This is a genomic window from Streptomyces xylophagus (genome assembly GCF_000716435.1).
In the GTDB taxonomy this organism is placed as follows: domain Bacteria; phylum Actinomycetota; class Actinomycetes; order Streptomycetales; family Streptomycetaceae; genus Streptomyces; species Streptomyces xylophagus.
Genome location: NZ_JNWO01000007.1, coordinates 1,113,538 through 1,135,630, shown reverse-complemented (window position 1 = coordinate 1,135,630; position 22,093 = coordinate 1,113,538). Strand labels below are relative to the sequence as shown.

Genomic DNA, 22,093 nt, shown 5'->3' with positions numbered 1-22,093 from the left:
GTCCGGCGCGTTCACCTTGACGACGATCTGCGAGTCGAAGCCGAGGCCGGTGTCGAGGTCCAGATAGCTGTGCGACTTGCGGGCGAAGCAGTACACGCACGCGTGCGAGCAGCCCCGGTACGGGTTGACCGTCCACTCGAAGGGCATGCGGGAGGCCCCCGGTACCCGGTTGATGATCGAGCGGGCCCGCACCTCGTGGAAGGTGATCCCGCGGAACTCGGGCGTGTCGAAGGTACGGGTGGTGACCGCGTCCGCGCCGAACAGCGCGACGTCGGCCGTCCGGCTGTGGCTGTCGGACTCCGTTGTCAGGTTCTCCCAGCGCATGGCGCCTCCTCGGTAGGCCTGCCCCCAGAGTGAAACACTTGTTCGAATTACTGTGCAAGTGAACTTCCTCATCGCTCCTGATCGCTTCCGACGTCCTGGGGTACCCCGATTTGGGTGACCGAGTGCGGGGGTGGTTGGCTTGCCCCGACCCCGAGAACGCAAGTCCTGGAGGAACGAAATGGCGCAGGTCGAGGCCACCACCGAGCGGGTCGTCGCAGCCGACGCGGAGAAGGTGTTCGACGCCCTCGCCGACTACACCGGCACGCGCGCGAAGCTGCTGCCCGAGCAGTTCAGCGAGTACGAGGTGCGCGAGGGCGGCGACGGCGAGGGCACCCTCGTCCACTGGAGGCTCCAGGCCACCAGCAAGCGCGTCCGCGACTGCCTCCTGGAGGTCAGTGAGCCGACCGACGGCGAGCTGGTCGAGAAGGACCGCAACTCGACCATGGTCACCACCTGGCGGGTCACCCCGGCCGGCGAGGGCAAGTCCCGCGTCGTCGTGACCAGCACCTGGAACGGTGCCACCGGCATCGGCGGCTTCTTCGAGCGCACCTTCGCCCCCAAGGGTCTCGGCCGCATCTACGACCTGGTCCTCGACAAGCTCGCCACCGAGGTCGAGAAGTAGGCCCCAAAGGCCAACTCCCCAGGGCGCGTTGGCGCCCTGGCCGCGTCCCTCGCCACGTCCCTCACCGGTTCGAGTGGATCTCCGTTCGAGCCGGGCGTACGTCGTAACTCGTCACGCTTGCTCACAGTTGTCGCCTTAAGCGGGAATTGTGTGGCAGGCGCGACGAGGGGAGCGGTACGTGGGCGGGACGACTCTGGTGCAGGACGAACGGCCCCCGGCACCCCCGGAGACACCCGTCCCCGCACCCGCCGAGCAGGCCGAACTCGGCCCGCGCCGGGTGCGGTTGGTCTTCCTCGGGCTGATGCTCGCGCTGCTGCTGGCCGCCCTCGACCAGATGATCGTCGCCACCGCCCTCCCGAAGATCGTCGGCGAACTGCACGGCCTGGAGAAGATGTCCTGGGCGATCACCGCCTACCTCCTCACCTCCACGGTCGGCCTGCCGGTCTACGGCAAACTCGGCGACCTCCTCGGCCGCAAGAGCGTGTTCCAGTTCGCGATCGGTGTCTTCGTGATCGGCTCCGCGCTCGCGGGCCGCGCCCAGTCCATGGATCAGCTCATCGCCTTCCGCGCGGTGCAGGGCATCGGCGCGGGCGGGCTCATGATCGGCGTGCAGGCGATCATCGCGGACATCGTGCCGCCCCGGCAGCGCGGCCGTTTCATGGGCCTGATCGGCGCCACCTTCGGACTCGCCTCCGTGGCGGGGCCGTTGCTCGGCGGCTACTTCACCGACCACCTCTCCTGGAGGTGGTGCTTCTACGTCAACGTCCCCTTCGGCCTGGTGACTTTCGCCGTCGTCACCGTCGTGTTGAAACTGCCGAAGCCGACCGCCAAGGCGCGTCTCGACATCCTCGGCGCACTGCTGCTCGCCGCCGCGTCAACGTGCCTTGTCCTGCTGACCAGTTGGGGCGGGACCGAGTACGCCTGGGGCTCGCGCGTCATCCTCGGGCTCGGCGCGGGAGCCGTGGTCGCCGCCGTCCTCTTCCTCGTCGCCGAGCACTTCGCGCCCGAACCCCTCATCCCGCTACGGCTGTTCAAGGACGCCGTCTTCAACGTCACCGCTCTGGTGGGCCTGGTGATCGGGGTCGCACTGTTCGGGGCCGCCAGCTATCTGCCGACCTTCCTCCAGATGGTCGACGGGGCCAGCGCCACCGAGTCCGGACTGCTGATGCTGCCCATGATGGGCGGCATCGTCGGCGCGTCGATCATCTCCGGGCAACTCATCAGCCACACCGGCCGCTACAAGATCTACCCCGTCCTCGGCAGCGCGCTGGCCGCCCTCGGGATGTGGCTGCTGTCCCGGCTCGAAGTCGACACGTCCAGGCTGCAGTACAGCGTCTGGATGGCCGTCCTTGGCGCCGGCATCGGCCTGGTGATGCCCGTCCTCGTCCTCGCCGTGCAGAACTCCGTACGGCCCGCCGACCTCGGCACCGCCACCAGCGCCAACAACTACTTCCGGCAGATCGGCGGCAGCGTCGGCGCCGCCATCTTCGGCACCCTCTTCGCCGACCGGCTCACCGACGCCCTGCGTGAGCGCATTCCCGCGGGTGCCGGTCTCCCCGACCCCGAGTCCATCACCCCGCAACTCGTCCACGCGCTGCCCCCGGCGCTGCGCGACGGCTACATCCGGGCGTACGCCGACGCGATGCCGCGGATCTTCCTCTACCTGGTGCCGGTGCTCGCCCTCGGCCTGCTCATCGCCTTCTTCCTCAAGGAGAAACCCCTGGTGTCCCACAACGCCCCCGCCGAGACCTCGGAGACCGCGCCCTTCAACTCGCCGATCCCGCAGGCCCGTTCGCCGTACACCCCGGGAATTCCCGTCTGCGGCACCGTGCAGCACCCCGACGGGACCGTTGTGCCCCGGGCGGCGCTCACCCTCATCGACGTCTCCGGGCAGCAGATCGGGCGCGGGGCCAGCGGCGAGGACGGGCGGTACGCGCTGTCGACGCCGGGCTCCGGGTCGTACGTCCTGATCGCGGCGGCCGGTGGGCACCAGCCGCAGGCGGTGTCCGTGACCGTGGGGGAGCGGCCCGTCGAACTGGACGTCGTCCTCGGCGGCGCCGGACGCCTCGCCGGGAGTGTGCTGACCGCGGACGGCACCCCGGTGCGGGAGGCGGCCGTGACGCTCACCAATGTGCACGGCGAGGTCGTGGCCAGTACCCGCAGCGGGCGCGAAGGCGCCTATGTGATCAGCGAGTTGGTGGCCGGCGAGTACACCCTGGCCGCCAGCGCGCCCGCGTTCCGCCCGGCCGCGCTCCCCGTCAGTGTCCAGGCGTCCCGCGAGACCCGCCAGGACGTCGAACTCGCCGGCGGCGCCGTGCTGCGCGGCACCGTCAGGGCGAGCGGCGGACGGCCCGTCGAGGACGCGCGCGTGACGCTGCTCGACGCGGCGGGCAACGTCGTGGACACCCTCACCACCGGACCCGACGGAACGTTCCGGTTCGTCGACCTGTCCTCCGGCGAGTACACGGTGATCGCCGCCGGGTACCCGCCCGTGGCCACCGTGCTCCAAGTGGCGGGCGGGGGACGCACCGAGCGGGACCTCCAGCTCGGCCACGAGGACTGAGCCCGCCCCAGGGACGCGGGGAGGCGCGCGCCGGTGCGATTGAGTGGAACCAATTCCAGGAATGCCACACATCGCCACCGGCCGCCCCCGTAGCGTGGTCGGTGGCGGCACAGATCTTGCGGAGCCGTGGGGAGAGAGGGCCTGGGTCATGGACCGTGGCACCGAGCGGGAGGCACCTCCCGGCCGCGGGGCCGGGGACGACGTGAGGGCGGAGCACAGCGCGGTCGGCCGCGTCCCGCTGGCCGTGATCCTCATCGACCGCGACGGCCTCGTCTCCCACTGGAGCCGCGGCGCCCGACGGCTGTTCGGCGCCACCAGGGAAGAGGCGATCGGCCAGCCGGCCCTCGACCTGCTCCCCGTCTCCGGCGCCCTGCCCGAGGACGAGAGCGTCAGCCCGTACGGCGCGTTCGCCGCCTACGACGGACTCGGCCCCGATCTGGAGTCCTCCCTCGACGGACGCCTGTCCTACCCGGCCGCCGGACGCGCCCGCCTCACCGTGCCCGAGCTGGACCGCGTGGACGTCCTGTGGTGGGCGTACCCGTTGATCGGCCCCGGCCAGGAGCGGCTGCTCGTGCTCGCAGCCGACGCGGGCGGACTGCGTCAGGAACTCCCCGAAGGGGACGGCGCCTTCGAGCGCATAGCACCCGGCTTCGCCCTGCACACCGACTTCCCCGGCGCCGAGGAACTCGCCCGCAGGCTCCCCGAGATCCTGCCCAGCATGAGCGTCGACGAGAGCGCCCGCATCGTCGCCCAGGTCCTCGAACTGGGCTATCCCGTCCTGGAGTTCAGCCAGAACGAGCGGGTGCCGGTGACCCCCGACTGGGGTGTCGCGCGCCGCGCCGAGCGCAAGGCGCGCCGCGAGCGGGCGGCCGCAGCGGTCGCCGAGGGGCTTCCCCTGCCGGAGGAGACCGTCGACGACGAGGGCGAGGACCTCGAATACGCCGCCGTACGCGAGCGGTTGGAGTTCCTCAACGAGGTCAGCGGCCGCATCGGCACCTCGCTCGACCTCGCGCAGACCATCATCGAGGTCAGCAAGGCCGTCGTCCCCAAGTTCACGGACGTCGCGGGCACGTACCTCCGTGAACAGGTCGTCGCCGGCGAGGGGTTCCCGGACGGCGTGCCCGACACGACCACCATGTGGCACCGGGTCGCCCTGGAGCACACCGACGAACCCGGCCGCTGGGACGACGTCGTACCCGTCGGCGAGGCCATGCCGTTCCCGGCGCACACTCCGTTCTTCCAGTGCATGACCACCGGCGATCCCGTCCTCGTGCCGCGCATCAGCGAGCAGATGGGGCACATGATCGCCTCGCAGTTCGAGAAGCGCGACATCCGGCCGCTGATCACGGGCCGTTCCATGCTGGTCGTCCCGCTCAAGGCCCGCAACGTCGTCCTCGGCTTCATGATCCTGCTGCGCCACCCCGAGCGCGTCGAGTTCAACGACATGGACCGCGTCACCGGCGCCGAACTCGCCGCCCGTGCGGGCCTCGTGCTCGACAACGCGCGCATGTACACCTACCAGGAGTCCGTCGCCGAGACCCTCCAGGACAGCATGCTGCCGCACATCCCGCCGCGCATGGCGGGCTGCGACATCGCCACCCGGTACCTGCCGGGCACGCTGCTCGGGCGGGTCGGCGGCGACTGGTTCGACTCGGTGAAACTGCCCGGCGCCCGCACCGCGCTCGTCGTCGGCGACGTCATGGGTCACGGCCTCAACTCGGCAGCGATGATGGGCCAGTTGCGCACCGCCGTGCAGACCATGGCCGCCATGGACCTCCCGCCCGCCCAACTCCTGCGCAACCTCGACGACTTGGCGCAGCGCCTCGGCGACAACTATCTCGCCACTTGCCTGTACGCCGTCTACGACCCGATCGCGAGCGACCTCCACATCGCCAACGCGGGCCACATCCCGCCGGTGATCGTGCACGCCGGGGACGGCCGCAGCGAGCTGCTCGACCTGCCCACAGGTGCGCCCATCGGCGTCGGCGGGGTGCCCTTCGAGGCGATACGCGTGCGCGTGGAACCCGGCGACCGGCTCGTGATGTGCACCGACGGACTGGTCGAGGTGCGCGGCGAGGACATCGGCGTAGGACTCGCGACCCTGTGCGAGTCGGCCGCGCATCCGGCCGCGTCGATGGACGACGCCTGCGACACGATCATCCGCTCCCTCAACACCCGCGGCGGCCGCAAGGACGACGTCGCCCTTCTGATGGCCCGCCTGAACGGCATCGAGCCGGACGACGTCGCCGAATGGCGGCTCGCCCTGGACCCGGTCGAGGTCGGCCGGGCCCGCGCGGTGGTCCGTGAACAGCTCCACGAGTGGGGCCTGCCCAAACTCGCCGACAACGCCGCCCTGTTGGCCGGCGAACTGGTCACCAACGCCGTACGGCACTCCCACGGCCGCCATGTCGAACTCCGCCTGGTGCGCGGCGACACCCTGCTGTGCGAGGTGGACGACGACGACCACACCCTGCCGAGCCTGCTCACCGCGGGCCCCGACGACGAGTTCGGACGCGGACTGCACGTGGTCGGCATGCTCGCCCGCGAATGGGGCGCCAGCCGTACGACCGCCGGCAAGACCGTCTGGTTCGAACTCACCCTGCCTCGCCGCTGAAGCCCTACCCACCGCTGAAGCGCAGGTGACCGCGGGGGCGCACGAGGCGCACATCGGCGTACACGGGTCGAATGAGCGGTGAAGGAATGCGCCGTGTGCTTGTGAGCGGGACCGGGGCGCGATAGACCGTACTGGCCCGTCACTTACGGCGGAACGGCCTTGCATCCTGGGGAGTTGGGCATGAGCGTGACCAGTCGGTACCGGGAGGCCTGGGAGGGTTTCTGGCGCGAGGCGCCCGAGGAACAGGGGGCCGTCTTCTGGGACGCGGCGCCCGCGCAGACCGTGGGACTCCATCTCGCCCTGTTCGAGCCGAAGTTGCGCGACCCCGGCCTGCAGATGATCGACCTCGGCTGCGGCAACGGCACCCAGACCCGCTTCCTCGCCGACCGGTTCACCCATGTCGTGGGCGCCGACCTGTCCGCCGCGGCCATCGAGCACGCCCGGCACGCCGACCCGGCGGGACAGGCCACGTACCGGCTGCTGGACGCCGCCGACAAGACCGAGGTCGAGACGCTGCACGCCGAACTCGGCGACGCCAACGTCTACATGAGGGGCGTCCTCCACCAGGTCGACCCCGACGACCGGCAGCCAATGGTGGACGGCATCGCCACGCTCGTCGGGGAGCGCGGCCACGCCTTCCTCGTCGAACTCTCCGAGGCGGCCCGCCCCATCCTGGGCGGCCTGGCGCAGGACCCGGAAGGCCCGCCGCCGAAGCTCGCCCCGATCTTCCGCCACGGCATCGCCCCCGGCGAGGTGCCCGACGACGAGGTGCCCGAACTCCTCCGAGCGGCCGGCCTCACCGTCATCGCGAGCGGTGAACTGCCGTTGATCACCACCGAGTTCAGGCCGGACGGCGCGCGTATCGAACTGCCGTCGAAGTGGCTGATCGCGGGACGTACGGGCTGAGAGGACAGGAGAAGGCAGGGGGAGACGGGACGGCTCACCGCCTCCCCCCACCTGGATCAACTGAACCGGGCCCCACTCGCCCTACCCGAACTGGTGCTTGAGGAAAGAGCCGGACCACGCCATCAGGTCCGCGGGCACGTAGTACCCCTTCTCGTCGTTGATCGCGTCCCAGTTCTTCGCGACGTCCTCGACGGAGGCAGCGCCCCCCTCGTCCGCGTACCCCTCCGTCGAGGCCAGGAAGACCCGCGCGAACCGGCCCGCACCGGCCGTGTAGATCTCCCCGCTCACCGGGACGCTCTCGTGCGCGAGGTAGGCCACCATCGGCGCGACCGCCGAGGACGGCATGTACGGCATGCCCTCCGCGGTCTCGGCGGGCTCCTCCTCCGGGCCGCCGCCCATCCGGGTCATCGCGGCCGGCGCGATCAGGTTGACCTTGATGTTGTGCGGCTCGCCGGCCAGTTTCGCGCTGCGGGCCATGCCGACCGTGCCCGCCTTCGCGGCGGCGTAGGACAGGTTGTCGTCCATGCCGAACATGCCGCTGGAGGTGGTCAGGACGACCCGGCCGTAGCGCTGCTCGACGAAGTGCGGCCAGGCGGCCCGCAGCGTGTTGAACGAACCGAGCAGGTGGACGGCCAAGTGCCGTTCCAGGTTGTCGAGTTCGATCTCCGGCAGGCCCGCGTACCGGATGATGCCGGCGTTGTTGACGAGGACGTCGATCCGGCCGAAGCTCTGGATCGCGGTGTCGATGATCGCCTCGCCGCCGGCCTGCGTGGACACGTCGTGGGTGTCGGCCACGGCCTGGCCGCCGTCGGCGACGATCCCGTCGGCGACCTTCTGCGCGGGTCCGGCGTCGGAGCCCTCGCCCTCCATCGACCCGCCCAGGTCGTTGACGACGACCTTCGCCCCGCGCTCCGCCAGCAGACGGGCGTAGGCGCGGCCGAGGCCACGGCCCGCGCCGGTGACGACGGCGACGCGTCCTTCGAAGCCGAACTCGCTCATGGGTGACTCCTGTTGTGTGCGGGTGACAGCGTGGGTGGCTACCAGGCGACCGGCAGCTCGTGCAGGCCGTAGGCGAGCGCGTCGTCCCGGCGGAACCTCAACTCGTCGAAACCGACGGCCAGTCGCAGGGTCGGGACGCGGCGGTACAACGTGCCGTAGACGACCTGCAGTTCGATCCGGGCGAGCTGCTGGCCGAGGCACTGGTGGATGCCCCAGGCGAAGGCGTGGTGATGGCGTGCCTCGCGGGCGATGTCGAACTTCTCCGGCTCGGGGAAGGCAGCGGGGTCCCAGTTGCCGGCGGGCAGCGCGACGACGATGCCCTCGCCGGCCTTGATGGTGACGCCCTCGATCTCGATGTCCTCGGCGGCGATCCGCCGCTGGCCGAGCGCCGGGATCGTCAGATAGCGCAGGATCTCCTCGACCGCGTTCGCGACGGCCTTGGGGTCGTCCGTCCCGCGCAGCAGGGCGAGTTGCTCCGGGTTCTGCAACAGCAGCGCGGTGCCCAGCGTGATCATGCTGGCGCTGGTCTCGTGACCGGCGATCAGCAGGATCATGCACAGCATGACAGCCTCGGGCAGGGTGACCTCGCCCGCCTTGATCCGCCCGGCGAAGTCCGAGATGACGTCGTCGCTCGGCTCCTCCATCCGCTTCTGGAGCAGCCCGGCCAGATAGCCGCCGAGCGCCTCCATGGCCACCCGGTCCTGCTCGGCGGTCTTGTCGCTCCGGGTCGCCAGCGAGGCGTGCTCCTGGAAGAACTCGTGGTCCTCGTACGGCACTCCGAGCAGCGCGCAGATCATCAGCGAGGGCAGCGGCAGCGACAGCGCGGCGTTGAGGTCCGCCGGGTTCGGGCCCGCGAGCATGCTGTCGATCAGCTCGTCGGTGAACCGCTGGATCTCCGGCCGCAGCTTCTCCATCCGGTTGCGCGTGAACGGAGCCGTCATCATGCGGCGGATCCGCGTGTGGTCGGCGCCGTCGGCGTTGAAGATGGTCAGCGGGTGGTGGGGAGCGTTCTCCGCCATGGCCCGGTTCGGGTAAGGGAATCCGGGCTGCTTGTCGTTCGAGCTCACCCGCGGGTCGGACAGGATCACGCGCTGCGCGGCGTGTCCGGTGACCAGCCACGGGGTGCTGCCGTCCCAGAGCCGGCCCCGGGACACGGGCGCCGTGTCGTTCAGGGCGCGCAGCCCGGCCGGCGGCGCGAACGGGCAGGCACGGTCCCGCGCGCCCGGGTAGTCGAAGATCTCCGCGTCAGGGGCGGCGAGTTCCGTCTCGGCCTCGGACATGGTCGTTCCTCCAGATGAGGGTGGGGGTGGGGGGAATACAGCTGGGGGTCATTCCTCGATACGGATCGCGAGCGCGGGGCACACCGCCGCCGCGTTCCGTACGTCGTCGGCCAGTTCGGCCGGCGGGTTCTCGGTCAGCAGGACGACGATGCCGTCCTCGTCGCGCTGGTCGAACACGTCCATGGCGGCGGCGACGCACTGCCCGGCGGCGACGCATTTTTCCTCGTCGACGACAACCTTCATGACAACTCTCCTGATCAGTCGTTCAGTGGGCGGGAGCGGGGGAGGGGACCGCGTCGACGATCTCCTGACGGCGCTGCCTGGCCTGCTTGGGCATGTTCCAGCCGAGGATTCCGGTGACCCGGCCGCCGCTGCGGTAGCGCGCGACGAACCGACGTGACGTCAACTCGCCGTCGACGACGTCCACTTCGGCATCGGCCGGCAGGAAGCCGTGCACCTGGAGCTTGGCGTCGAACTGATCGGTCCAGAAGTACGGCACAGGTTCGTAGGGCCGGTCCTCCCCGAGGATCGCCCCGGCGACGGCCATGGCCTGCTCGGTGGCGTTCGTCCGGTTCTCCAGCCGGATCAGCCGGCCGAGCCCCTCGTGCTGCCAGCGGGCCACGTCACCGACGGCGTAGATCCCCGGCGCGGCCCGGCAACGCGAGTCGCACACCACGCCGTTGTCGAGTTCCAGCCCGCTGCCGGCCAGCCACTCCGTCGCCGGGGTCGCACCGATCGCGACCACGACCACATCGGCGGGCAGCACCTCGCCGGTGCTCAACTCGACGCCGGAGACCCGGCCTTGGTCGCCGGTGAGCCCCACGACACCGTTGCCGAGTCGCAGTCGTACGCCCCGCTCGCTGTGCAGCTCCGCCAGCAGTCCCGACACCAGCGGGCCCACCTGGAGGGCCAGCGGTCCCGTCAGCGGGCCCGCCAGAGTCACATCCAGACCCAACGTCCGTGCGGTGGCGGCGATTTCGGAGCCGAGGACCCCTTCGCCGACGACCACGAGACGCGACCCGGCGAGCAGATCCGTGCGCAGGGCGAGCGCGTCGTCGAGCGTGCGCAGGACATGGACGCCGGTCAACTCCCGCTGTTCGGGCAGCATTCGGGGTCGTACCCCGGTGGCGATCACGATCGCGTCCGCGCCCAGCTCGCGCCCGGACCCGGTGCGCACGGTGCGGGTCGCCGGGTCCAGGGCGAGTGCCGGGTCGCCGAGCACGAACTCGGTGTCGAGGCCGGACAGCGTCTCCTCGGTGCGTAGCGCGGCCCGGTCCGGTGCCCAGGCGCCGGAGAGGATCTGCTTGGACAGCGGAGGTCGGTCGTACGGGGCGTGCGGCTCGGCGCCGAGCACCGTGATCCGGCCCGGGTACCCCTTGCGCCGGAGGGCCTCCACCGTGGTCAGCCCGGCCGCGGCGGCGCCCACCACCAGCACGTGGGCCACGGCCCCGGTGTCGTCCTCGATGCTCATGTGCAGCTCCGTTGCAGCGTCGTCGCGATGGTCTGTGCGGGTGCTCACACGAGGTGGCGTCCGCCGTTGGTGCTGAGGGTCTGGCCGGTGACGTAGGACGCCTCCTCGGAGGCGAGGTACGCCACCGCGTAGGCCACGTCCTCCGGCAGGCCGGCCCGCTTCATCGGCATGGTGGCGGCCGCCGCCTCCACGTCGACGGGGCCCTGGCGGACCAGAGGGGTGTCGATGAAGCCGGGCGGCACGTGGTTCACCGTGATGCCCTGCTCGATGTACTCGATCGCGAGGGCGCGGGTGAGGCCGATGACACCGCCCTTGGAGGCCACGTAGTGGGCCATGGCGGGTGCCCCGGTCTGCGCGGAGGACGAGGAGATGTTGATGATCCGGCCCCAGCCCGCCGCGACCATGTCGGGCACGATCTCCTGGGTGACCAGGAACGGGCCCTTGAGGTTGATCCCGATCATGCGGTCCCAGGACGCCTCGGAGATGCTGGTGAACGGCTCGTAGGCGGTGATGCCGGCGTTGTTGACGAGGATGGTGACCGGGCCGAGTTCCTCGCGGGTGCGGGCTGCGGCGGCGGCCACCGCACCGGCCTCCGCCGCGTCGCCGGCGACCGCGATCGCCGTACCGCCCGACTCCTGGATGGCCGCCGCGGTCTTCTCGGCGCCCTCGGAGTCGAGGTCCCAGACCGCGACCGCGGCTCCCCCGGCCGCGAGCACCGTCGCGATCGCCCGGCCGATGCCGCGGCCGCCGCCGGTGACGACCGCGACCTTTCCCTGCAGTGACATGTGCGCTCCCTTGCGCTCGTGCGCGGTGTCGGACACCTCGGAAAACAGCGATGGGGCGGGCCTATTCGCCCAAGGCCTCGCGGGCCGCGGTACGGGCCGCCACGGCCCGGGGGAAGCCGGCGTACCCGGCGGAGTGGTAGAGGACCTCGGCCAGCTCGTCCCTGGTCACCCCGTTGGTGAGGGCGACCCGGACATGGGTCTTCAGCTCGGGCTCGGCGCCGAGCGCGATCAGGATGCCGAGGGTGACCAGACTGCGGTCGCGCGGGGCCAGACCCTCGCGGCCCCACAGCGCACCCCACACGGTGCTCAGGCTGATCTCGACGAGATCCTCGCCGAGCAGGCCGTCCCGCAAGTCGAGATCACCCTCCCCGGGAACCACCCCGGGCAGCGCGGCACGCAGGGCTTCGATGCCCGCGACGCGCAGATCGATGGCTTCCTTGACGTCTTCGGCGCTCATGCGCGACTCCCGGTCCAGGCGATGACATGCGTCCCAAACGAAAGTTAGATCAAACGGTCGGTACAATCAATCCCCGCTGCGGACATGGCTGCTCCAAGCCCTCTCCGTCGTCGCCATTGATCGGGTCGAGGCCCTCATCTACTCTCGGTCTGAATATTCGACCGACTGGTCGAACTATCAAACCGGGCTCATGTGGGAGCCGCGGCCCCAGTCGCCTTGGAGGGCAAATGAGCGAATCTTCGAAGCCGGCGGTCCAGGACCGGGTCGACGTCCTCGTCATCGGGGCCGGTGTCACCGGCATCTACCAGCTGTACACCGCCCGTGAGGCCGGGTTCTCGGTGCGGCTCCTGGAGGCCGGCACCGGCGTGGGCGGCACCTGGTACTGGAACCGCTACCCAGAGGCGCGCTTCGACTCCGAGAGCTACACCTACGGCTACCTGTTCTCGAAGGAGCTGTGGGAGGAGTGGGAGTGGTCGGAGCGGTTCGCGGGCCAGCCCGAGATCGAGCGCTACTTCAACCACGTCGTCGACCGCTTCGACCTGCGGCGCGACATCCGCACCGGCGTCAAGGTGACCTCCGCCGTCTTCGACGAGCCGTCCGGCACCTGGACCGTCCGGGGCAGCGACGGCACCGAGGTCCGGGCCCGCTACGTCGTCGCGGCCACCGGCAACCTCTCCGTGCCGTTCATCCCGGGCATCCCGGGGCGCGACGACTTCCGCGGCGAGCAGCACCACACCTCGCGCTGGCCGAAGACCCCCGTCGACTTCACCGGCAAGCGGGTCGCTCAGATCGGCACCGGCTCCAGCGGTGTGCAGATCATCTCCGCGATCGCGGACGACGTAGCGCAGTTGACGGTGTATCAGAAGGACGCCGACTGGCTCACACCGCTCAACAACGGACCGATCACACCCGAGGAACAGGCCGGGCTGAAGGCGGACTTCGAGTCCATCCGCGACACGCTGAACACCTCGCCGAGCGGCTTCCTGCACCAGATCGTCATGCGCTCCGGCCTCGACGACAGCCCGGAGGACCGCCAGGCCTTCTATGAGGAGCGGTGGAACGGCCCGGGCTTCACCAAGCTCACCGAGCACTACATGGACATGCTGTCGAACGAGACCGTCAACGCCGAGTGGTGCGCGTTCATGGCCGACAAGATCCGCAGCATCGTCAAGGACCCCGAGACGGCCGACAAGTTGATCCCGAAGGGCCATGGCTACGGCGGCCGGCGACCCCCCTTCGGTACCGGCTACTACGAGACGTACAACAAGCCGAACGTCTCCCTCGTCGACATCAACGAGACGCCGATCACCCGCATCACCGAGGACGGCATCGAAACCGCCGCGGGCGTCGAGGAGTTCGACATCATCATCTGGGCGACCGGCTACGACTTCGGCACCGGCGCCCTCAACAGGCTTGGTGTGCAAGGCCGTCGGGGCCTCCCGCTGAAGGAGTACTGGGCGGACGGCCCGCGCACCTACCTCGGTGTCGCGACGGCCGGCTTCCCCAACTTCTTCTTCCCCGGCGGCCCGCACGGCGCGACCGGCAACAACCCGCGCTACGCCGGCGACCAGGTCGACATCATCACCGACGCGCTCGTCCACACCCGGGACAGCGGCTACGACGTCATCGAGGTGACCGAGGCCGCCGAGGAGGAGTGGACGGACAGCATGAACAACAGCACGATGTCCTCCTTCCTGGAGAGCAGCTACTTCTACGGCGGCAACATCCCCGGCAAGCCGGTCAAGCAACTCCTCAACCCGACGGGCCGCTGGGCGCTCCAGGAGGCGATCAATACCGTCAGGCAGAACGAGTTCCCGACCTTCGTCCTCTCCAAGGCCGAGAACCCGGACGCCTGAACGCCCTGACGCCCGTGTCGCCCTGGCATGGGCGGCACGGGCGTCAGGGTTTCCGCCGAGGCCTACTCCGCGAAGGTCGTGACCCGGCGCCGGAACAGCCATGCGCCGTCGTGCCGGCGCAGGACGTCGTCGTAGCGTCCGACCATCTGTACGGTCCAGCCCGCCTCGCCGCGCGCGAAGAACGCCAGGTTGCTGGTGGCGGTCGCCTCGTCCTCGGTCGCGGAGGTGACGACGGTGTTGGCGATCAGGTGCAACTGCGGCGCCCGGGGCGCGAAGCCGCCGAAGCCCTGCCGTATCGCCTCGCGGCCCTCGAAGGTGGCCATGCCGACGATCTCGGCGACGCCGTCGGGGGTGTACAGGTCGGCGATCTCGTCGGCCCGTCCGGCGTCCAGGGCCTGCGCGTAGGCCGCGATGGCGGTCTGGACGGCCGCCGTGACGGAGGCGTCGATCGATGTGGTCATCTCACTCCAAGGTCATGAAGGTCAACAAGCTTGCGGGCGGCGGCCGTTACGCCTGGTACGTCGTCCTCCTGCGGTGCAGCAGCCACTCGCCGTTCTCACGGCGAAGCGTGTCGTCGTAGTGCCCGACCACCCCCACCGCCCAGCCCGCCTCGCCGCGTTGGAGGAAGGCCACGTCGCTCAGGGCGCGCGCCTCGTCCTCGCCCGTGGACGTCACGACGGTGTTGGTCACGAGGTGCAGCTGCGGCTGTGCCTGCTCCCATCCCTTGAAGGCCGCACGGATCGCGTCGTGGCCCTCGATCGGTTCCGTGCCCGGCAGTTCGAGGACGCCGTCGGGCGTGTACAGCGCCACGACGTCGTCGGTGCGGCCGGCGTCCTGGGCCTGGGTGTGCGCGCCGAGCACGGCCCGTACGGCCGCCACGACCCACGCCTGTGTGGATTCGCTCATTCTTCTCTCCAGGGTCGGTGTTTCGACCGCTCAGTCTATTGATGAGACGAAGATAAAGGGAGGGGTGTACGCCGGATTCGTTGACCGATCGGTACAATCACAAATAGCATGCGGGCGGCTGGTCGACGGGGACTGTCGCCGAAGGAGGCGTGATCATGACGAAGCGTTGGAAGCAGCGTCCGCCGGGCTCGACGTGGGGCGATTGGGGTGAGGACGACGAGCTGGGCCGGATCAACCTGCTCACCCCCGAGAAGGTTCTGCAGGGGATCCGCGAGGTCGAGCACGGGATCAGCTTCAGCCTGAGCCTGCCGCTCGACTATCCGGGCGGCAGCGAGCTGAACCAGCGGCGCTACCCTCCGATCCTGCGGCCCACCGAGGACCTGGAACACAAGCAGGACGTCTTCTACAACATCAAGGCGCGGGAGCACTTCTCCCCGCACCTCAGGGACGTCTGGTCCGACGACGTGGTGACCCTCTGGCTGCAGTACTCGACGCAGTGGGACGCACTCGCCCACCAGGGCCAGGAGTTCGACGCCGACGGTGACGGCGTCGAGGAGGCGGTCTACTACAACGGCTACCGCGCCGACACCGACATCGTCGGACCGCGGGAGGACGCCAAGGGCGACGGCAGCGGCACCCTCGGCTTCGCCCGCCACCTCGGCCTGGAGCACATGGCGGAGCACGGGGTCCAGGGCCGGGGTGTCCTGGTCGACCTGGCCCACCACCTGGGCAACACCTGGCAGCCGGTCAACCTGAAGACCCTGCAGGAGATCATGGCGGCGGACGACATCGTCGTCGAGCCCGGTGACATGCTCCTCCTGCACACCGGTTTCGACACCGCGGTGATGGCCTGGGGCAAGAACCCGGACCCCGTGGGGATCCACACCACGGCCTCCTACCTCGACGCGTTCGACCCGGCGCTGCTGGAGTGGATCGCCGAGTCGCAGATCTCGGCCCTGATCTCGGACAACTACGCCGTCGAGGGCGTCGGCGTCGGCCCCGAGGACAACACCCCGCACTCGCTGCTCCCGATCCACAACCTCTGCCTCTTCAAACTGGGAGTCCCGCTAGGCGAGTTGTGGTACTTGGAGAAGCTGGCGGCCTGGCTGCGCGAGCACAACCGCAGCCGCTTCCTGCTCACCGCGCCCCCGCTCAACCTGCCCGGCACACAGGGCAGTCCGCTGACACCGGTCGCGACCGTCTGACCGCCTGACAGCCGCTACGACGGGAAGGGCCCCCAGAGATTCTGGGGGCCCTTCCCGTCGTAGAACCGCTTGCTTCAGACCGCGGCGATCCTGCGCACCGTGTCCGCGATCGTGTCCCGTGAGGGGAGCCAGACGCGCTCCAACGAGGGTGCGTACGGCGCCGGGACGGATGGTGGGGCCACGCGGGTGACCGGGGCGTCCAGGTGCCAGAAGCCCTCGTCGACGGCCATGGCGGCGAGTTCCGCACCGACGCCGAAGTCGCGTACCGCCTCGTGCGCGATGACCAGACGGTTGGTCTTGGCGAGGGAGGCGAGGACGGTCTCGCGGTCCAGCGGGGAGATCGTGCGGAGGTCGATCACCTCGACGCTGATGCCCTCCCCGGCGAGCAACTCGGCTGCCGCCAGGGCGTCTTGGACCATCCGCGACCAGGAGACCAGGGTGATGTCGGTGCCTTCGCGGATCACCTTCGCCTTGCCGAGAGGGATCAGGTGGTCGGTCGGCGGCTTGGGGCCCTTGAGGCCGTACTGGAGGCGGTTCTCCACGAAGATCACCGGGTTCGGGTCCTGGATCGCGGCGCGCAACAGGCCATAGGTGTCAGCCGGGTTGGAGGGCATGACCACCGTCAGGCCGGGGATGTGGGCGAGCAGCGCCTCCAGGCTCTGCGAGTGCTGGCTGCCCGAGGAGCGGCCGGCGCCGAACTGGGTGCGGACGACAAGCGGCATGGAAGCCCGGCCGCCGGTCATGAAGCGGAGTTTGGCGGCCTGGTTGAGGAGCATGTCGAAGGCGACGCCGATGAAGTCCATGTACATGATCTCGACCACCGGCTTCATACCGGCCATGGCCGCCCCCACCGCCGTACCGACGATGGCGCTCTCGCTGATCGGCGTGTCCCGCACCCGGCCGGGGAAGGTCTGGGCGAGTCCGCGGGTCAGGCCGAAGACGTTGCCGCCCGCTCCGACGTCGATCCCGGCGACGAACACGCTTGGATCGGCGGCGAGTTCGTGTTCCAGAGCGAGTCGTACGGCGTCCATGGAGCGGAAGATCTCGGCGTCGGCCGGGAGTCGCGCGGGCTCGGGGATCGGGAGGCGGGGCGCGGAGACGTAGTCGTACAGGGTCTCGGGGGCCGGCTCCGGCAGGCTCCTCGCCCACTCGATCGCCGCCTCTATCTCCTTGTCGATCTCCTCGTCCACGGCATCGGCCGACGCGGTGTCCAACTGCCGGCGGGCCACCAGCAGTGGATCGCGTTCCTTGGCGGCGGCGACCTCCTCGGCGGGGCGGTAGCGCTCGGGATCGCCCTCGTAGTGGCCGTGCCAGCGGTACGTCTCGGCCTCGACCAGGACCGGGCCGCCGCCCGCGCGCAGCCGGGCGACCACCCCGGTCATGGTCTGCGCCACCGCCAACACGTCGTTGCCGTCGACGTGTTCGTAGCCGATGCCGTATCCGGCGGCGCGGGCGGAGAGCGGGGCGCGGTGCTGTTCGGAGGCGGGGGAGAACTCGGAGTAGTGGTTGTTCTCGCAGAGGAAGACGACCGGCAGATCCCATACGGCGGCCAGGTTCACGGCCTCGTGGAACATGCCCTGGGCCACCGCCCCGTCCCCGAAGAACGCCACCACCACATCACCGGCGGCCCGGAGTTTCGCGGCGATGGCGACCCCGGTGGCGATCGGGAGGCCCGCGCCGACGATGCCGTTCGCGCCGTAGATCCCGAGACCGGGGTCCGCGATGTGCATCGAGCCGCCCCGGCCGTGACAGGTGCCCGCGTCCTTGCCCATCAGCTCGGCCATCATCGACGCCGAGTCCAGGCCCTTGGCCAGGACGTGGCCGTGGCCGCGGTGGGTGGAGGTGATGCCGTCGCGTGCGCCCAGCGGCCAGCAGGCGCCGACCGCGCTCGCCTCCTGGCCGATCGACAGATGCAGGAAGCCCGGGATCTCCGTCGCCTTGTACAGGTCGGACGCCCGCTCCTCGAAGCGGCGGATGCGGCGCATCCGTCGGTACATCTCCAGGAGCTGGTCCGGCTGTGCGGTGCCGGTGCCGGTGCCGGTGTGATGCGATGCCTGAGTCATACGGTCCTCGCTTTAATGTACCGTTTGGTCTAGCAAACTAGAGCGACGTCCCCGGATCCGCTTCCCCCGGGCGTGCCGCAGCGCGGCGCCCGTGCGGACCCGGGACAGCGCGCACGTCGTCACAGCCAGGGGAGAGAACACATGCCACGACCGCCGGGTCATGGGCCGGGTTTCGAAGTCAGACGCCAGAAGATCATCGACACCGCGGCGTCCCTGTTCGCGCAACAGGGCTACGCGGCGACCTCCATCAACGACCTGGGCCGCGCGGTCGGGCTCGCCAAGGGCGCCCTGTACTACTACATCGGCTCCAAGGAGAACCTGCTGATCGAGATCCAGTCGCGGGTGCTCGGCCCGCTGCTGGCCCGCGCCAAGGAGATCGCGGCGCTCGAAGAGGTCCCGCTGCTGCGGCTGCGGCTGCTGTCCGAGTCGCTGCTGACGATCATCTTCCGCAGGCTCGACCACATCTGGGTCTACGAGCACGACTACCGCAGCCTCAGCGGCAAGGAGCTGGAGATCGTGCTGCGGCAGCGCTCCGACTTCGAGCAGCTGATCACCGGCCTGCTCACGGAGGCCGTCGAGGAGGGGACCTTCCGTGCGGTCGAACCGCACCTGGCCACCCTTCAGTTCCTCAACCTGCACAACCACACCTACCAGTGGGTGCGGCCGGACGGCAGCTGGGACGCCGCGTTCCTGTCGGGCGAGTACTGCTCGACCCTGTTCCGCGGTTTCGCCGCGTCCGTCACCGAACTCCCCGATGTCGAGGCGCTGGCCGCCGAGTTCAAGCGGGCCCGGCCCGAACTGCCCCTCGACCCCGAGGCGTTGTGGGAAGCGGTCTCCGTGGCGAGCTGACCGGACCCGCGGTGCGCCGCCGCTTTGGCGCACCGCGGATCCCGCGCCGTCACGCGCCCTTGACCAGGGCCCTGGCGATGACATTGCGCTGGATCTCGTTCGTGCCCTCGCCGATCTCCAGGATCTTGGCGTCGGCGTAGAAACGGGAGATCTCCGACTCCCGTACGTACCCGTAGCCGCCGTGGATCTGCAGCGACTGAGAGGCCGCCCGGTTGGCGACCTCGGAGGCGAACAGCTTGGCCATCGCGGCCTCCGTGCTGTGCGGGCGGCCCCGGTCGGCGAGCCACGCGGCGCGGTACACCATCCAGCGGGCGGCCTGGTACTCCGTACCGATGTCGGCGATCTTGTGCGCCACGGCCTGGAAGTCCGACAGCGGACGCCCGAACTGGTGCCGTCCCTTGGCGTGTTCGACCGCGAGGGCCAGCGCCGCCTTGGCCAGCGAGAGCCCCAGCGCGGCCACGCTGATCCGGCCGCTGTCGAGCACGGACAGGAACTGCCGCAGCCCGTTGCCCTCCTCGCCGATCAGATGGTCGTCGGAGACCCAGCAGTCGGTGAAGACCAACTCCCGTGTGTCCATGGCGTGCCAGCCGAGCTTCCTCAGCTTGGCGCCGACCGTGTAGCCGGGCGTGCCGGTCGGGACGTAGAAGGTCGCGTACCCCTTGCGACCGTCCGGGCCCTTGCCCGTCGTCGCGAGCAGCGTGACGCCCTGACTGATGTCGGTGCCCGCGTTGGTGATGAACATCTTCGTGCCGTTGATCACCCAACCCCCGTCCGCCCGGCGGGCGGTGGTCGCGATGCCGGCCGCGTCGGAGCCGGCGTCCGGCTCGGTCAGCCCGAACGCGCCGAGCGCCTCGCCCTTCGCGAGCGGGGTCAGCCAGCGCCGCTTCTGCTCCTCGGTGCCGTACGCGAGCAGCGGCAGGGTGCCGATGGTGGAGTGCGCGTTCCACGAGGAGGCCACCGACTGGTCGGCGGCGCCGATTTCCTCCATCACCGCGACATAGGTGACCAGGTCCGAGCCCGCCCCGCCGTACTCCTCCGGCACGAGCATGCCCATCAGGCCGAGTTCGCCGAGCTTGGTGAAGATCTTGGTGGGGAAGACCTCGTTCTCGGACCACTCCGCCGCGTGGGGCGTGATCTCGTTCGCCGCGAACTCGCGGACCATGTCCTTCAGAGCGAGGGTCTCCTCGGGCAGGTCGAAGTCCATGTCACAGTCCCTTCGGGGTCAGCAGCACCTTCAGGTGCCTGGCCCGGTCGGCGGCCAGGTCCTCGAAGACACCGGCTCCTCCCGAGAGCGGATAACGTCCGGTGATCAGGGCGGAGGCATCCAGGCGTCCGGTGCCCATCAGATCGATCACGCGCGGGATGTCGAAGTTGTAGCCGAGCGTGCCGACCACCGACCGCTCGTAGAACACGAGTTGGCCCATGTCGAACTCGACGCTGCCGTGTCCGACGCCCGCGAGTACGACGCGTCCGCCTCGGCGGACGGTCGAGACGGCCTGTCCGGCGAGGGCGGGCACACCGGTCGCGTCGATCACGACGTCCGGGCCGATGCGGTTCGTTCGCACGAACACCTCGCGTCGTACGTCCGTTTCGCGCGGGTCGAAGGCCTCGGTGACGCCGATGCCGAGCAGCATCTCGCGGCGGCCGGCGAGGGGTTCGCTCACGAACAGGCCTGCGGCGCCTCCGATTTGGGCGGCCAGGACGACTGCCACGCCGATCGGGCCGCCGCCGACCACGAGGACGTTGTCGCCCGGTTTGACGCCGGCGCGGGTCACGGCGTGCAGTCCGACGGCCAACGGCTCGGCCACGGCGGCCAGTTCGTCGCTGACGTTGTCAGGGAGGCGGGTCAGGCCGGCCAGCGGGACGGTGACGCGTTCCGCGAAGGCGCCGGGGGAGGCCAGGCCGACGGAGCCGCTCTGGGGGCAGATGTGGTACTCGCCTCGTGTGCACCAGAAGCAGGTGCCGCAGCGCCAGACCGGGTCTGCGGTCACTCGGTCGCCGATGGTGATGCCGGGCGCGTCCGCTCCCAACGCGACTACTGTGCCGCTGAGTTCGTGGCCGAGGGCCAGGGGTGGCTTGGTGCCGGTGAGGGGGTGGGGGCCCTCTCGGATCATGTGGGGGCCTTCCAGGTACTCGTGCAGGTCTGTGCCGCAGATTCCGCACCAGGTGACTTCTATGACGGCTTCGTGTGGGGCGGGTTCAGGGGGTTCGGCGACCTCTTCGAAACGCAGATCTTGTGCACCGTGCCAGACGAGTGCCTGCATGTTTTCCGCCCCTTTCATGTCGTGTTTTGGCTGTCCGCCGGTGGGGGCTGGTCGCGCAGTTCCCCGCGCCCCTTAGGTGTCTTGCGGCTCAGGAAGTTGTGAAGTCCCGTTGCTGCGTCCTCTGTGCCGAACACGCCTGTGAACAGGGACCGTTCGAGTGCCAGGCCCGCCGCCATGCTCGCGTCCGTGCCGTGGTCCACTGCTTCCTTGATGGCCTCCAGGGCTGTCGGTGGGCCCTCGGACAGGTGGCGGGCGTAGGTCAGGGCGGCCTTCAGTGCCTCGCCCGTGGGGACCACCTCGTCCACCAGGCCCAGCCGTAGCGCCTCCTCCGCCTTCACCCTGCGGCCGGTCATCAGGAGGTTCTTCGCGCGGGACGGGCCGATCAGGCGGGCGAGGCGTTGGGTGCCGCCCGAGCCGGGCATGATGCCCAGTTGGACCTCCGGCTGGGCGAAGATCGCGTCCTGTGCTGCCACCCGGTAGTCGGCGGCCAGGGCCAGTTCCATGCCGCCGCCGAGCGCGTAGCCGGTGACCGCCGCGATCACCGGCATGGGCAGGCGGGCCACCTCGTCGAAGGTGCGCTGGAGGGCGCGGTTCCAGGCGCGGATCTGCTCCGGGCCCATCGCGGCCAGGGCCCTGATGTCGGCGCCGGCGGCGAAGAGGCGCTCGCCGCCGTGGAGCACCACGGCCCGGACGGCGGAGGTGTCGGCCAGGCCGCGTACGCAGGTGGCCAGTTCCTCCCTCTGTACGGAGTCGAAGGCGTTCATCGGCGGGTTGTCGAGGCGGAGCGTGACGACCGGTCCGTCGGTGTCGAGCCGGATGCGTGGCACGAAGAACCCTCCTCGTCGGCGAAGCGACTTCGCGTGCGCGGACGGTTGTCGTCGCGGACGCTCCGTCGTACAGTGCGGCTCCCAGGTTTTATAGACCAAGGG

General features: G+C 70.0%; 19 protein-coding genes and 1 pseudogene. 7 read left to right on the top strand and 13 right to left on the bottom strand.

The annotated features are described in order from the left end of the window. Nucleotides 1-324: pseudogene (locus OO70_RS19940) on the bottom strand (Rv2578c family radical SAM protein); the annotation flags it as partial. 178 nt (nucleotides 325-502) lie between these two features. On the opposite strand from OO70_RS19940, the gene OO70_RS19935 reads away from it, so the two are divergent. The 4 genes from OO70_RS19935 to OO70_RS19920 all read left to right on the top strand — a co-directional run bounded on the left by OO70_RS19935 (nucleotide 503) and on the right by OO70_RS19920 (nucleotide 7,029). After that, nucleotides 503-946, top strand: a complete 444-nt coding sequence (locus OO70_RS19935) for an SRPBCC family protein (RefSeq protein WP_043672459.1) — start codon at nucleotides 503-505, stop codon at nucleotides 944-946. Nucleotides 947-1,124: 178 nt separating this feature from the next. Next, on the top strand, nucleotides 1,125-3,509 hold the full coding sequence (locus OO70_RS19930; RefSeq protein ID WP_043672456.1) for an MFS transporter: 2,385 nt from the start codon (nucleotides 1,125-1,127) through the stop codon (nucleotides 3,507-3,509). 148 nt (nucleotides 3,510-3,657) lie between these two features. Beyond that, nucleotides 3,658-6,123 carry an ATP-binding SpoIIE family protein phosphatase gene (locus OO70_RS19925; RefSeq protein ID WP_043672454.1) on the top strand — a complete coding sequence of 822 codons (2,466 nt, stop codon included), beginning with the start codon at nucleotides 3,658-3,660 and terminating at the stop codon, nucleotides 6,121-6,123. A 180-nt stretch (nucleotides 6,124-6,303) separates the two neighbouring features. Next, complete coding sequence (locus OO70_RS19920) at nucleotides 6,304-7,029, top strand: class I SAM-dependent methyltransferase (RefSeq protein WP_043672451.1); 726 nt, start codon at nucleotides 6,304-6,306, stop codon at nucleotides 7,027-7,029. A gap of 81 nt (nucleotides 7,030-7,110) precedes the next feature. Here the strand turns inward: OO70_RS19920 and OO70_RS19915 are convergent, their stop codons facing one another. The 6 genes from OO70_RS19915 to OO70_RS19890 form a co-directional block, all read right to left on the bottom strand. Next, a complete protein-coding gene (locus OO70_RS19915; protein ID WP_043672449.1) occupies nucleotides 7,111-8,028 on the bottom strand; it encodes an SDR family NAD(P)-dependent oxidoreductase in 918 nt (305 codons plus the stop codon). Nucleotides 8,029-8,066: 38 nt separating this feature from the next. After that, nucleotides 8,067-9,308 (bottom strand): cytochrome P450, encoded by a 1,242-nt coding sequence (locus OO70_RS19910; protein ID WP_043672446.1) that lies wholly within the window; start codon nucleotides 9,306-9,308, stop codon nucleotides 8,067-8,069. A gap of 48 nt (nucleotides 9,309-9,356) precedes the next feature. After that, on the bottom strand, nucleotides 9,357-9,551 hold the full coding sequence (locus tag OO70_RS19905) for a ferredoxin (RefSeq protein WP_043672443.1): 195 nt from the start codon (nucleotides 9,549-9,551) through the stop codon (nucleotides 9,357-9,359). 22 nt (nucleotides 9,552-9,573) lie between these two features. Beyond that, a complete protein-coding gene (locus tag OO70_RS19900) occupies nucleotides 9,574-10,779 on the bottom strand; it encodes an NAD(P)/FAD-dependent oxidoreductase (protein WP_043672439.1) in 1,206 nt (401 codons plus the stop codon). Nucleotides 10,780-10,823: 44 nt separating this feature from the next. Then, complete coding sequence (locus OO70_RS19895; RefSeq protein WP_043672436.1) at nucleotides 10,824-11,564, bottom strand: glucose 1-dehydrogenase; 741 nt, start codon at nucleotides 11,562-11,564, stop codon at nucleotides 10,824-10,826. Between the two features lie 61 nt (nucleotides 11,565-11,625). Next, a complete protein-coding gene (locus tag OO70_RS19890; RefSeq protein ID WP_043672431.1) occupies nucleotides 11,626-12,021 on the bottom strand; it encodes a carboxymuconolactone decarboxylase family protein in 396 nt (131 codons plus the stop codon). Between the two features lie 227 nt (nucleotides 12,022-12,248). Between OO70_RS19890 and OO70_RS19885 the strand changes: the two genes are divergently transcribed. Next, nucleotides 12,249-13,877, top strand: coding sequence for a flavin-containing monooxygenase (locus OO70_RS19885; protein ID WP_043672428.1), 1,629 nt, complete (start codon nucleotides 12,249-12,251; stop codon nucleotides 13,875-13,877). Between the two features lie 62 nt (nucleotides 13,878-13,939). Here OO70_RS19885 and OO70_RS19880 read toward each other — a convergent pair whose 3' ends face one another. Further along, on the bottom strand, nucleotides 13,940-14,338 hold the full coding sequence (locus tag OO70_RS19880) for a nuclear transport factor 2 family protein (protein ID WP_043672425.1): 399 nt from the start codon (nucleotides 14,336-14,338) through the stop codon (nucleotides 13,940-13,942). 46 nt (nucleotides 14,339-14,384) lie between these two features. Then, the gene (locus OO70_RS19875) at nucleotides 14,385-14,783 is read right to left on the bottom strand and encodes a nuclear transport factor 2 family protein (RefSeq protein WP_043672422.1); all 399 of its coding nucleotides are present in this window, start codon (nucleotides 14,781-14,783) and stop codon (nucleotides 14,385-14,387) included. A 155-nt stretch (nucleotides 14,784-14,938) separates the two neighbouring features. Here OO70_RS19875 and OO70_RS19870 point away from each other — a divergent pair, with 155 nt between their 5' ends. Next, the gene (locus OO70_RS19870) at nucleotides 14,939-15,988 is read left to right on the top strand and encodes a cyclase family protein (RefSeq protein WP_043672419.1); all 1,050 of its coding nucleotides are present in this window, start codon (nucleotides 14,939-14,941) and stop codon (nucleotides 15,986-15,988) included. Nucleotides 15,989-16,062: 74 nt separating this feature from the next. On the opposite strand, the gene OO70_RS19865 is transcribed toward OO70_RS19870, so the two are convergent. Beyond that, nucleotides 16,063-18,051 carry an alpha-ketoacid dehydrogenase subunit alpha/beta gene (locus OO70_RS19865; protein WP_043672416.1) on the bottom strand — a complete coding sequence of 663 codons (1,989 nt, stop codon included), beginning with the start codon at nucleotides 18,049-18,051 and terminating at the stop codon, nucleotides 16,063-16,065. A 141-nt stretch (nucleotides 18,052-18,192) separates the two neighbouring features. On the opposite strand from OO70_RS19865, the gene OO70_RS19860 reads away from it, so the two are divergent. Further along, on the top strand, nucleotides 18,193-18,900 hold the full coding sequence (locus OO70_RS19860) for a TetR/AcrR family transcriptional regulator (protein ID WP_043672413.1): 708 nt from the start codon (nucleotides 18,193-18,195) through the stop codon (nucleotides 18,898-18,900). Nucleotides 18,901-18,949: 49 nt separating this feature from the next. Here OO70_RS19860 and OO70_RS19855 read toward each other — a convergent pair whose 3' ends face one another. Genes OO70_RS19855 through OO70_RS19845 form a run of 3 tightly spaced genes read right to left on the bottom strand, consistent with a single transcriptional unit; the run spans nucleotide 18,950 to nucleotide 21,991 of the window. Then, nucleotides 18,950-20,104 carry an acyl-CoA dehydrogenase family protein gene (locus OO70_RS19855; protein ID WP_043672410.1) on the bottom strand — a complete coding sequence of 385 codons (1,155 nt, stop codon included), beginning with the start codon at nucleotides 20,102-20,104 and terminating at the stop codon, nucleotides 18,950-18,952. A 1-nt stretch (nucleotide 20,105) separates the two neighbouring features. Further along, nucleotides 20,106-21,164, bottom strand: coding sequence for a 2,3-butanediol dehydrogenase (locus OO70_RS19850; protein WP_043672407.1), 1,059 nt, complete (start codon nucleotides 21,162-21,164; stop codon nucleotides 20,106-20,108). A 14-nt stretch (nucleotides 21,165-21,178) separates the two neighbouring features. Further along, nucleotides 21,179-21,991: an enoyl-CoA hydratase/isomerase family protein gene (locus OO70_RS19845; protein ID WP_106971702.1), complete on the bottom strand. Its 813-nt coding sequence runs from the start codon at nucleotides 21,989-21,991 to the stop codon at nucleotides 21,179-21,181. Nucleotides 21,992-22,093: the final 102 nt, after the last annotated feature.

Excerpts from the sequence above, each read along its gene's own strand:
- OO70_RS19935 (WP_043672459.1), top strand. The coding sequence starts at position 503 with ATGGCGCAGGTCGAGGCCACCACCGAGCGGGTCGTCGCAGCCGACGCG.
- OO70_RS19925 (WP_043672454.1), top strand. The coding sequence starts at position 3,658 with ATGGACCGTGGCACCGAGCGGGAGGCACCTCCCGGCCGCGGGGCCGGG.
- OO70_RS19920 (WP_043672451.1), top strand. The coding sequence starts at position 6,304 with ATGAGCGTGACCAGTCGGTACCGGGAGGCCTGGGAGGGTTTCTGGCGC.
- OO70_RS19915 (WP_043672449.1), bottom strand. The coding sequence starts at position 8,028 with ATGAGCGAGTTCGGCTTCGAAGGACGCGTCGCCGTCGTCACCGGCGCG.
- OO70_RS19910 (WP_043672446.1), bottom strand. The coding sequence starts at position 9,308 with ATGTCCGAGGCCGAGACGGAACTCGCCGCCCCTGACGCGGAGATCTTC.
- OO70_RS19905 (WP_043672443.1), bottom strand. The coding sequence starts at position 9,551 with ATGAAGGTTGTCGTCGACGAGGAAAAATGCGTCGCCGCCGGGCAGTGC.
- OO70_RS19900 (WP_043672439.1), bottom strand. The coding sequence starts at position 10,779 with ATGAGCATCGAGGACGACACCGGGGCCGTGGCCCACGTGCTGGTGGTG.
- OO70_RS19895 (WP_043672436.1), bottom strand. The coding sequence starts at position 11,564 with ATGTCACTGCAGGGAAAGGTCGCGGTCGTCACCGGCGGCGGCCGCGGC.
- OO70_RS19890 (WP_043672431.1), bottom strand. The coding sequence starts at position 12,021 with ATGAGCGCCGAAGACGTCAAGGAAGCCATCGATCTGCGCGTCGCGGGC.
- OO70_RS19885 (WP_043672428.1), top strand. The coding sequence starts at position 12,249 with ATGAGCGAATCTTCGAAGCCGGCGGTCCAGGACCGGGTCGACGTCCTC.
- OO70_RS19880 (WP_043672425.1), bottom strand. The coding sequence starts at position 14,338 with ATGACCACATCGATCGACGCCTCCGTCACGGCGGCCGTCCAGACCGCC.
- OO70_RS19875 (WP_043672422.1), bottom strand. The coding sequence starts at position 14,783 with ATGAGCGAATCCACACAGGCGTGGGTCGTGGCGGCCGTACGGGCCGTG.
- OO70_RS19870 (WP_043672419.1), top strand. The coding sequence starts at position 14,939 with ATGACGAAGCGTTGGAAGCAGCGTCCGCCGGGCTCGACGTGGGGCGAT.
- OO70_RS19865 (WP_043672416.1), bottom strand. The coding sequence starts at position 18,051 with ATGACTCAGGCATCGCATCACACCGGCACCGGCACCGGCACCGCACAG.
- OO70_RS19860 (WP_043672413.1), top strand. The coding sequence starts at position 18,193 with ATGCCACGACCGCCGGGTCATGGGCCGGGTTTCGAAGTCAGACGCCAG.
- OO70_RS19855 (WP_043672410.1), bottom strand. The coding sequence starts at position 20,104 with ATGGACTTCGACCTGCCCGAGGAGACCCTCGCTCTGAAGGACATGGTC.
- OO70_RS19850 (WP_043672407.1), bottom strand. The coding sequence starts at position 21,164 with ATGCAGGCACTCGTCTGGCACGGTGCACAAGATCTGCGTTTCGAAGAG.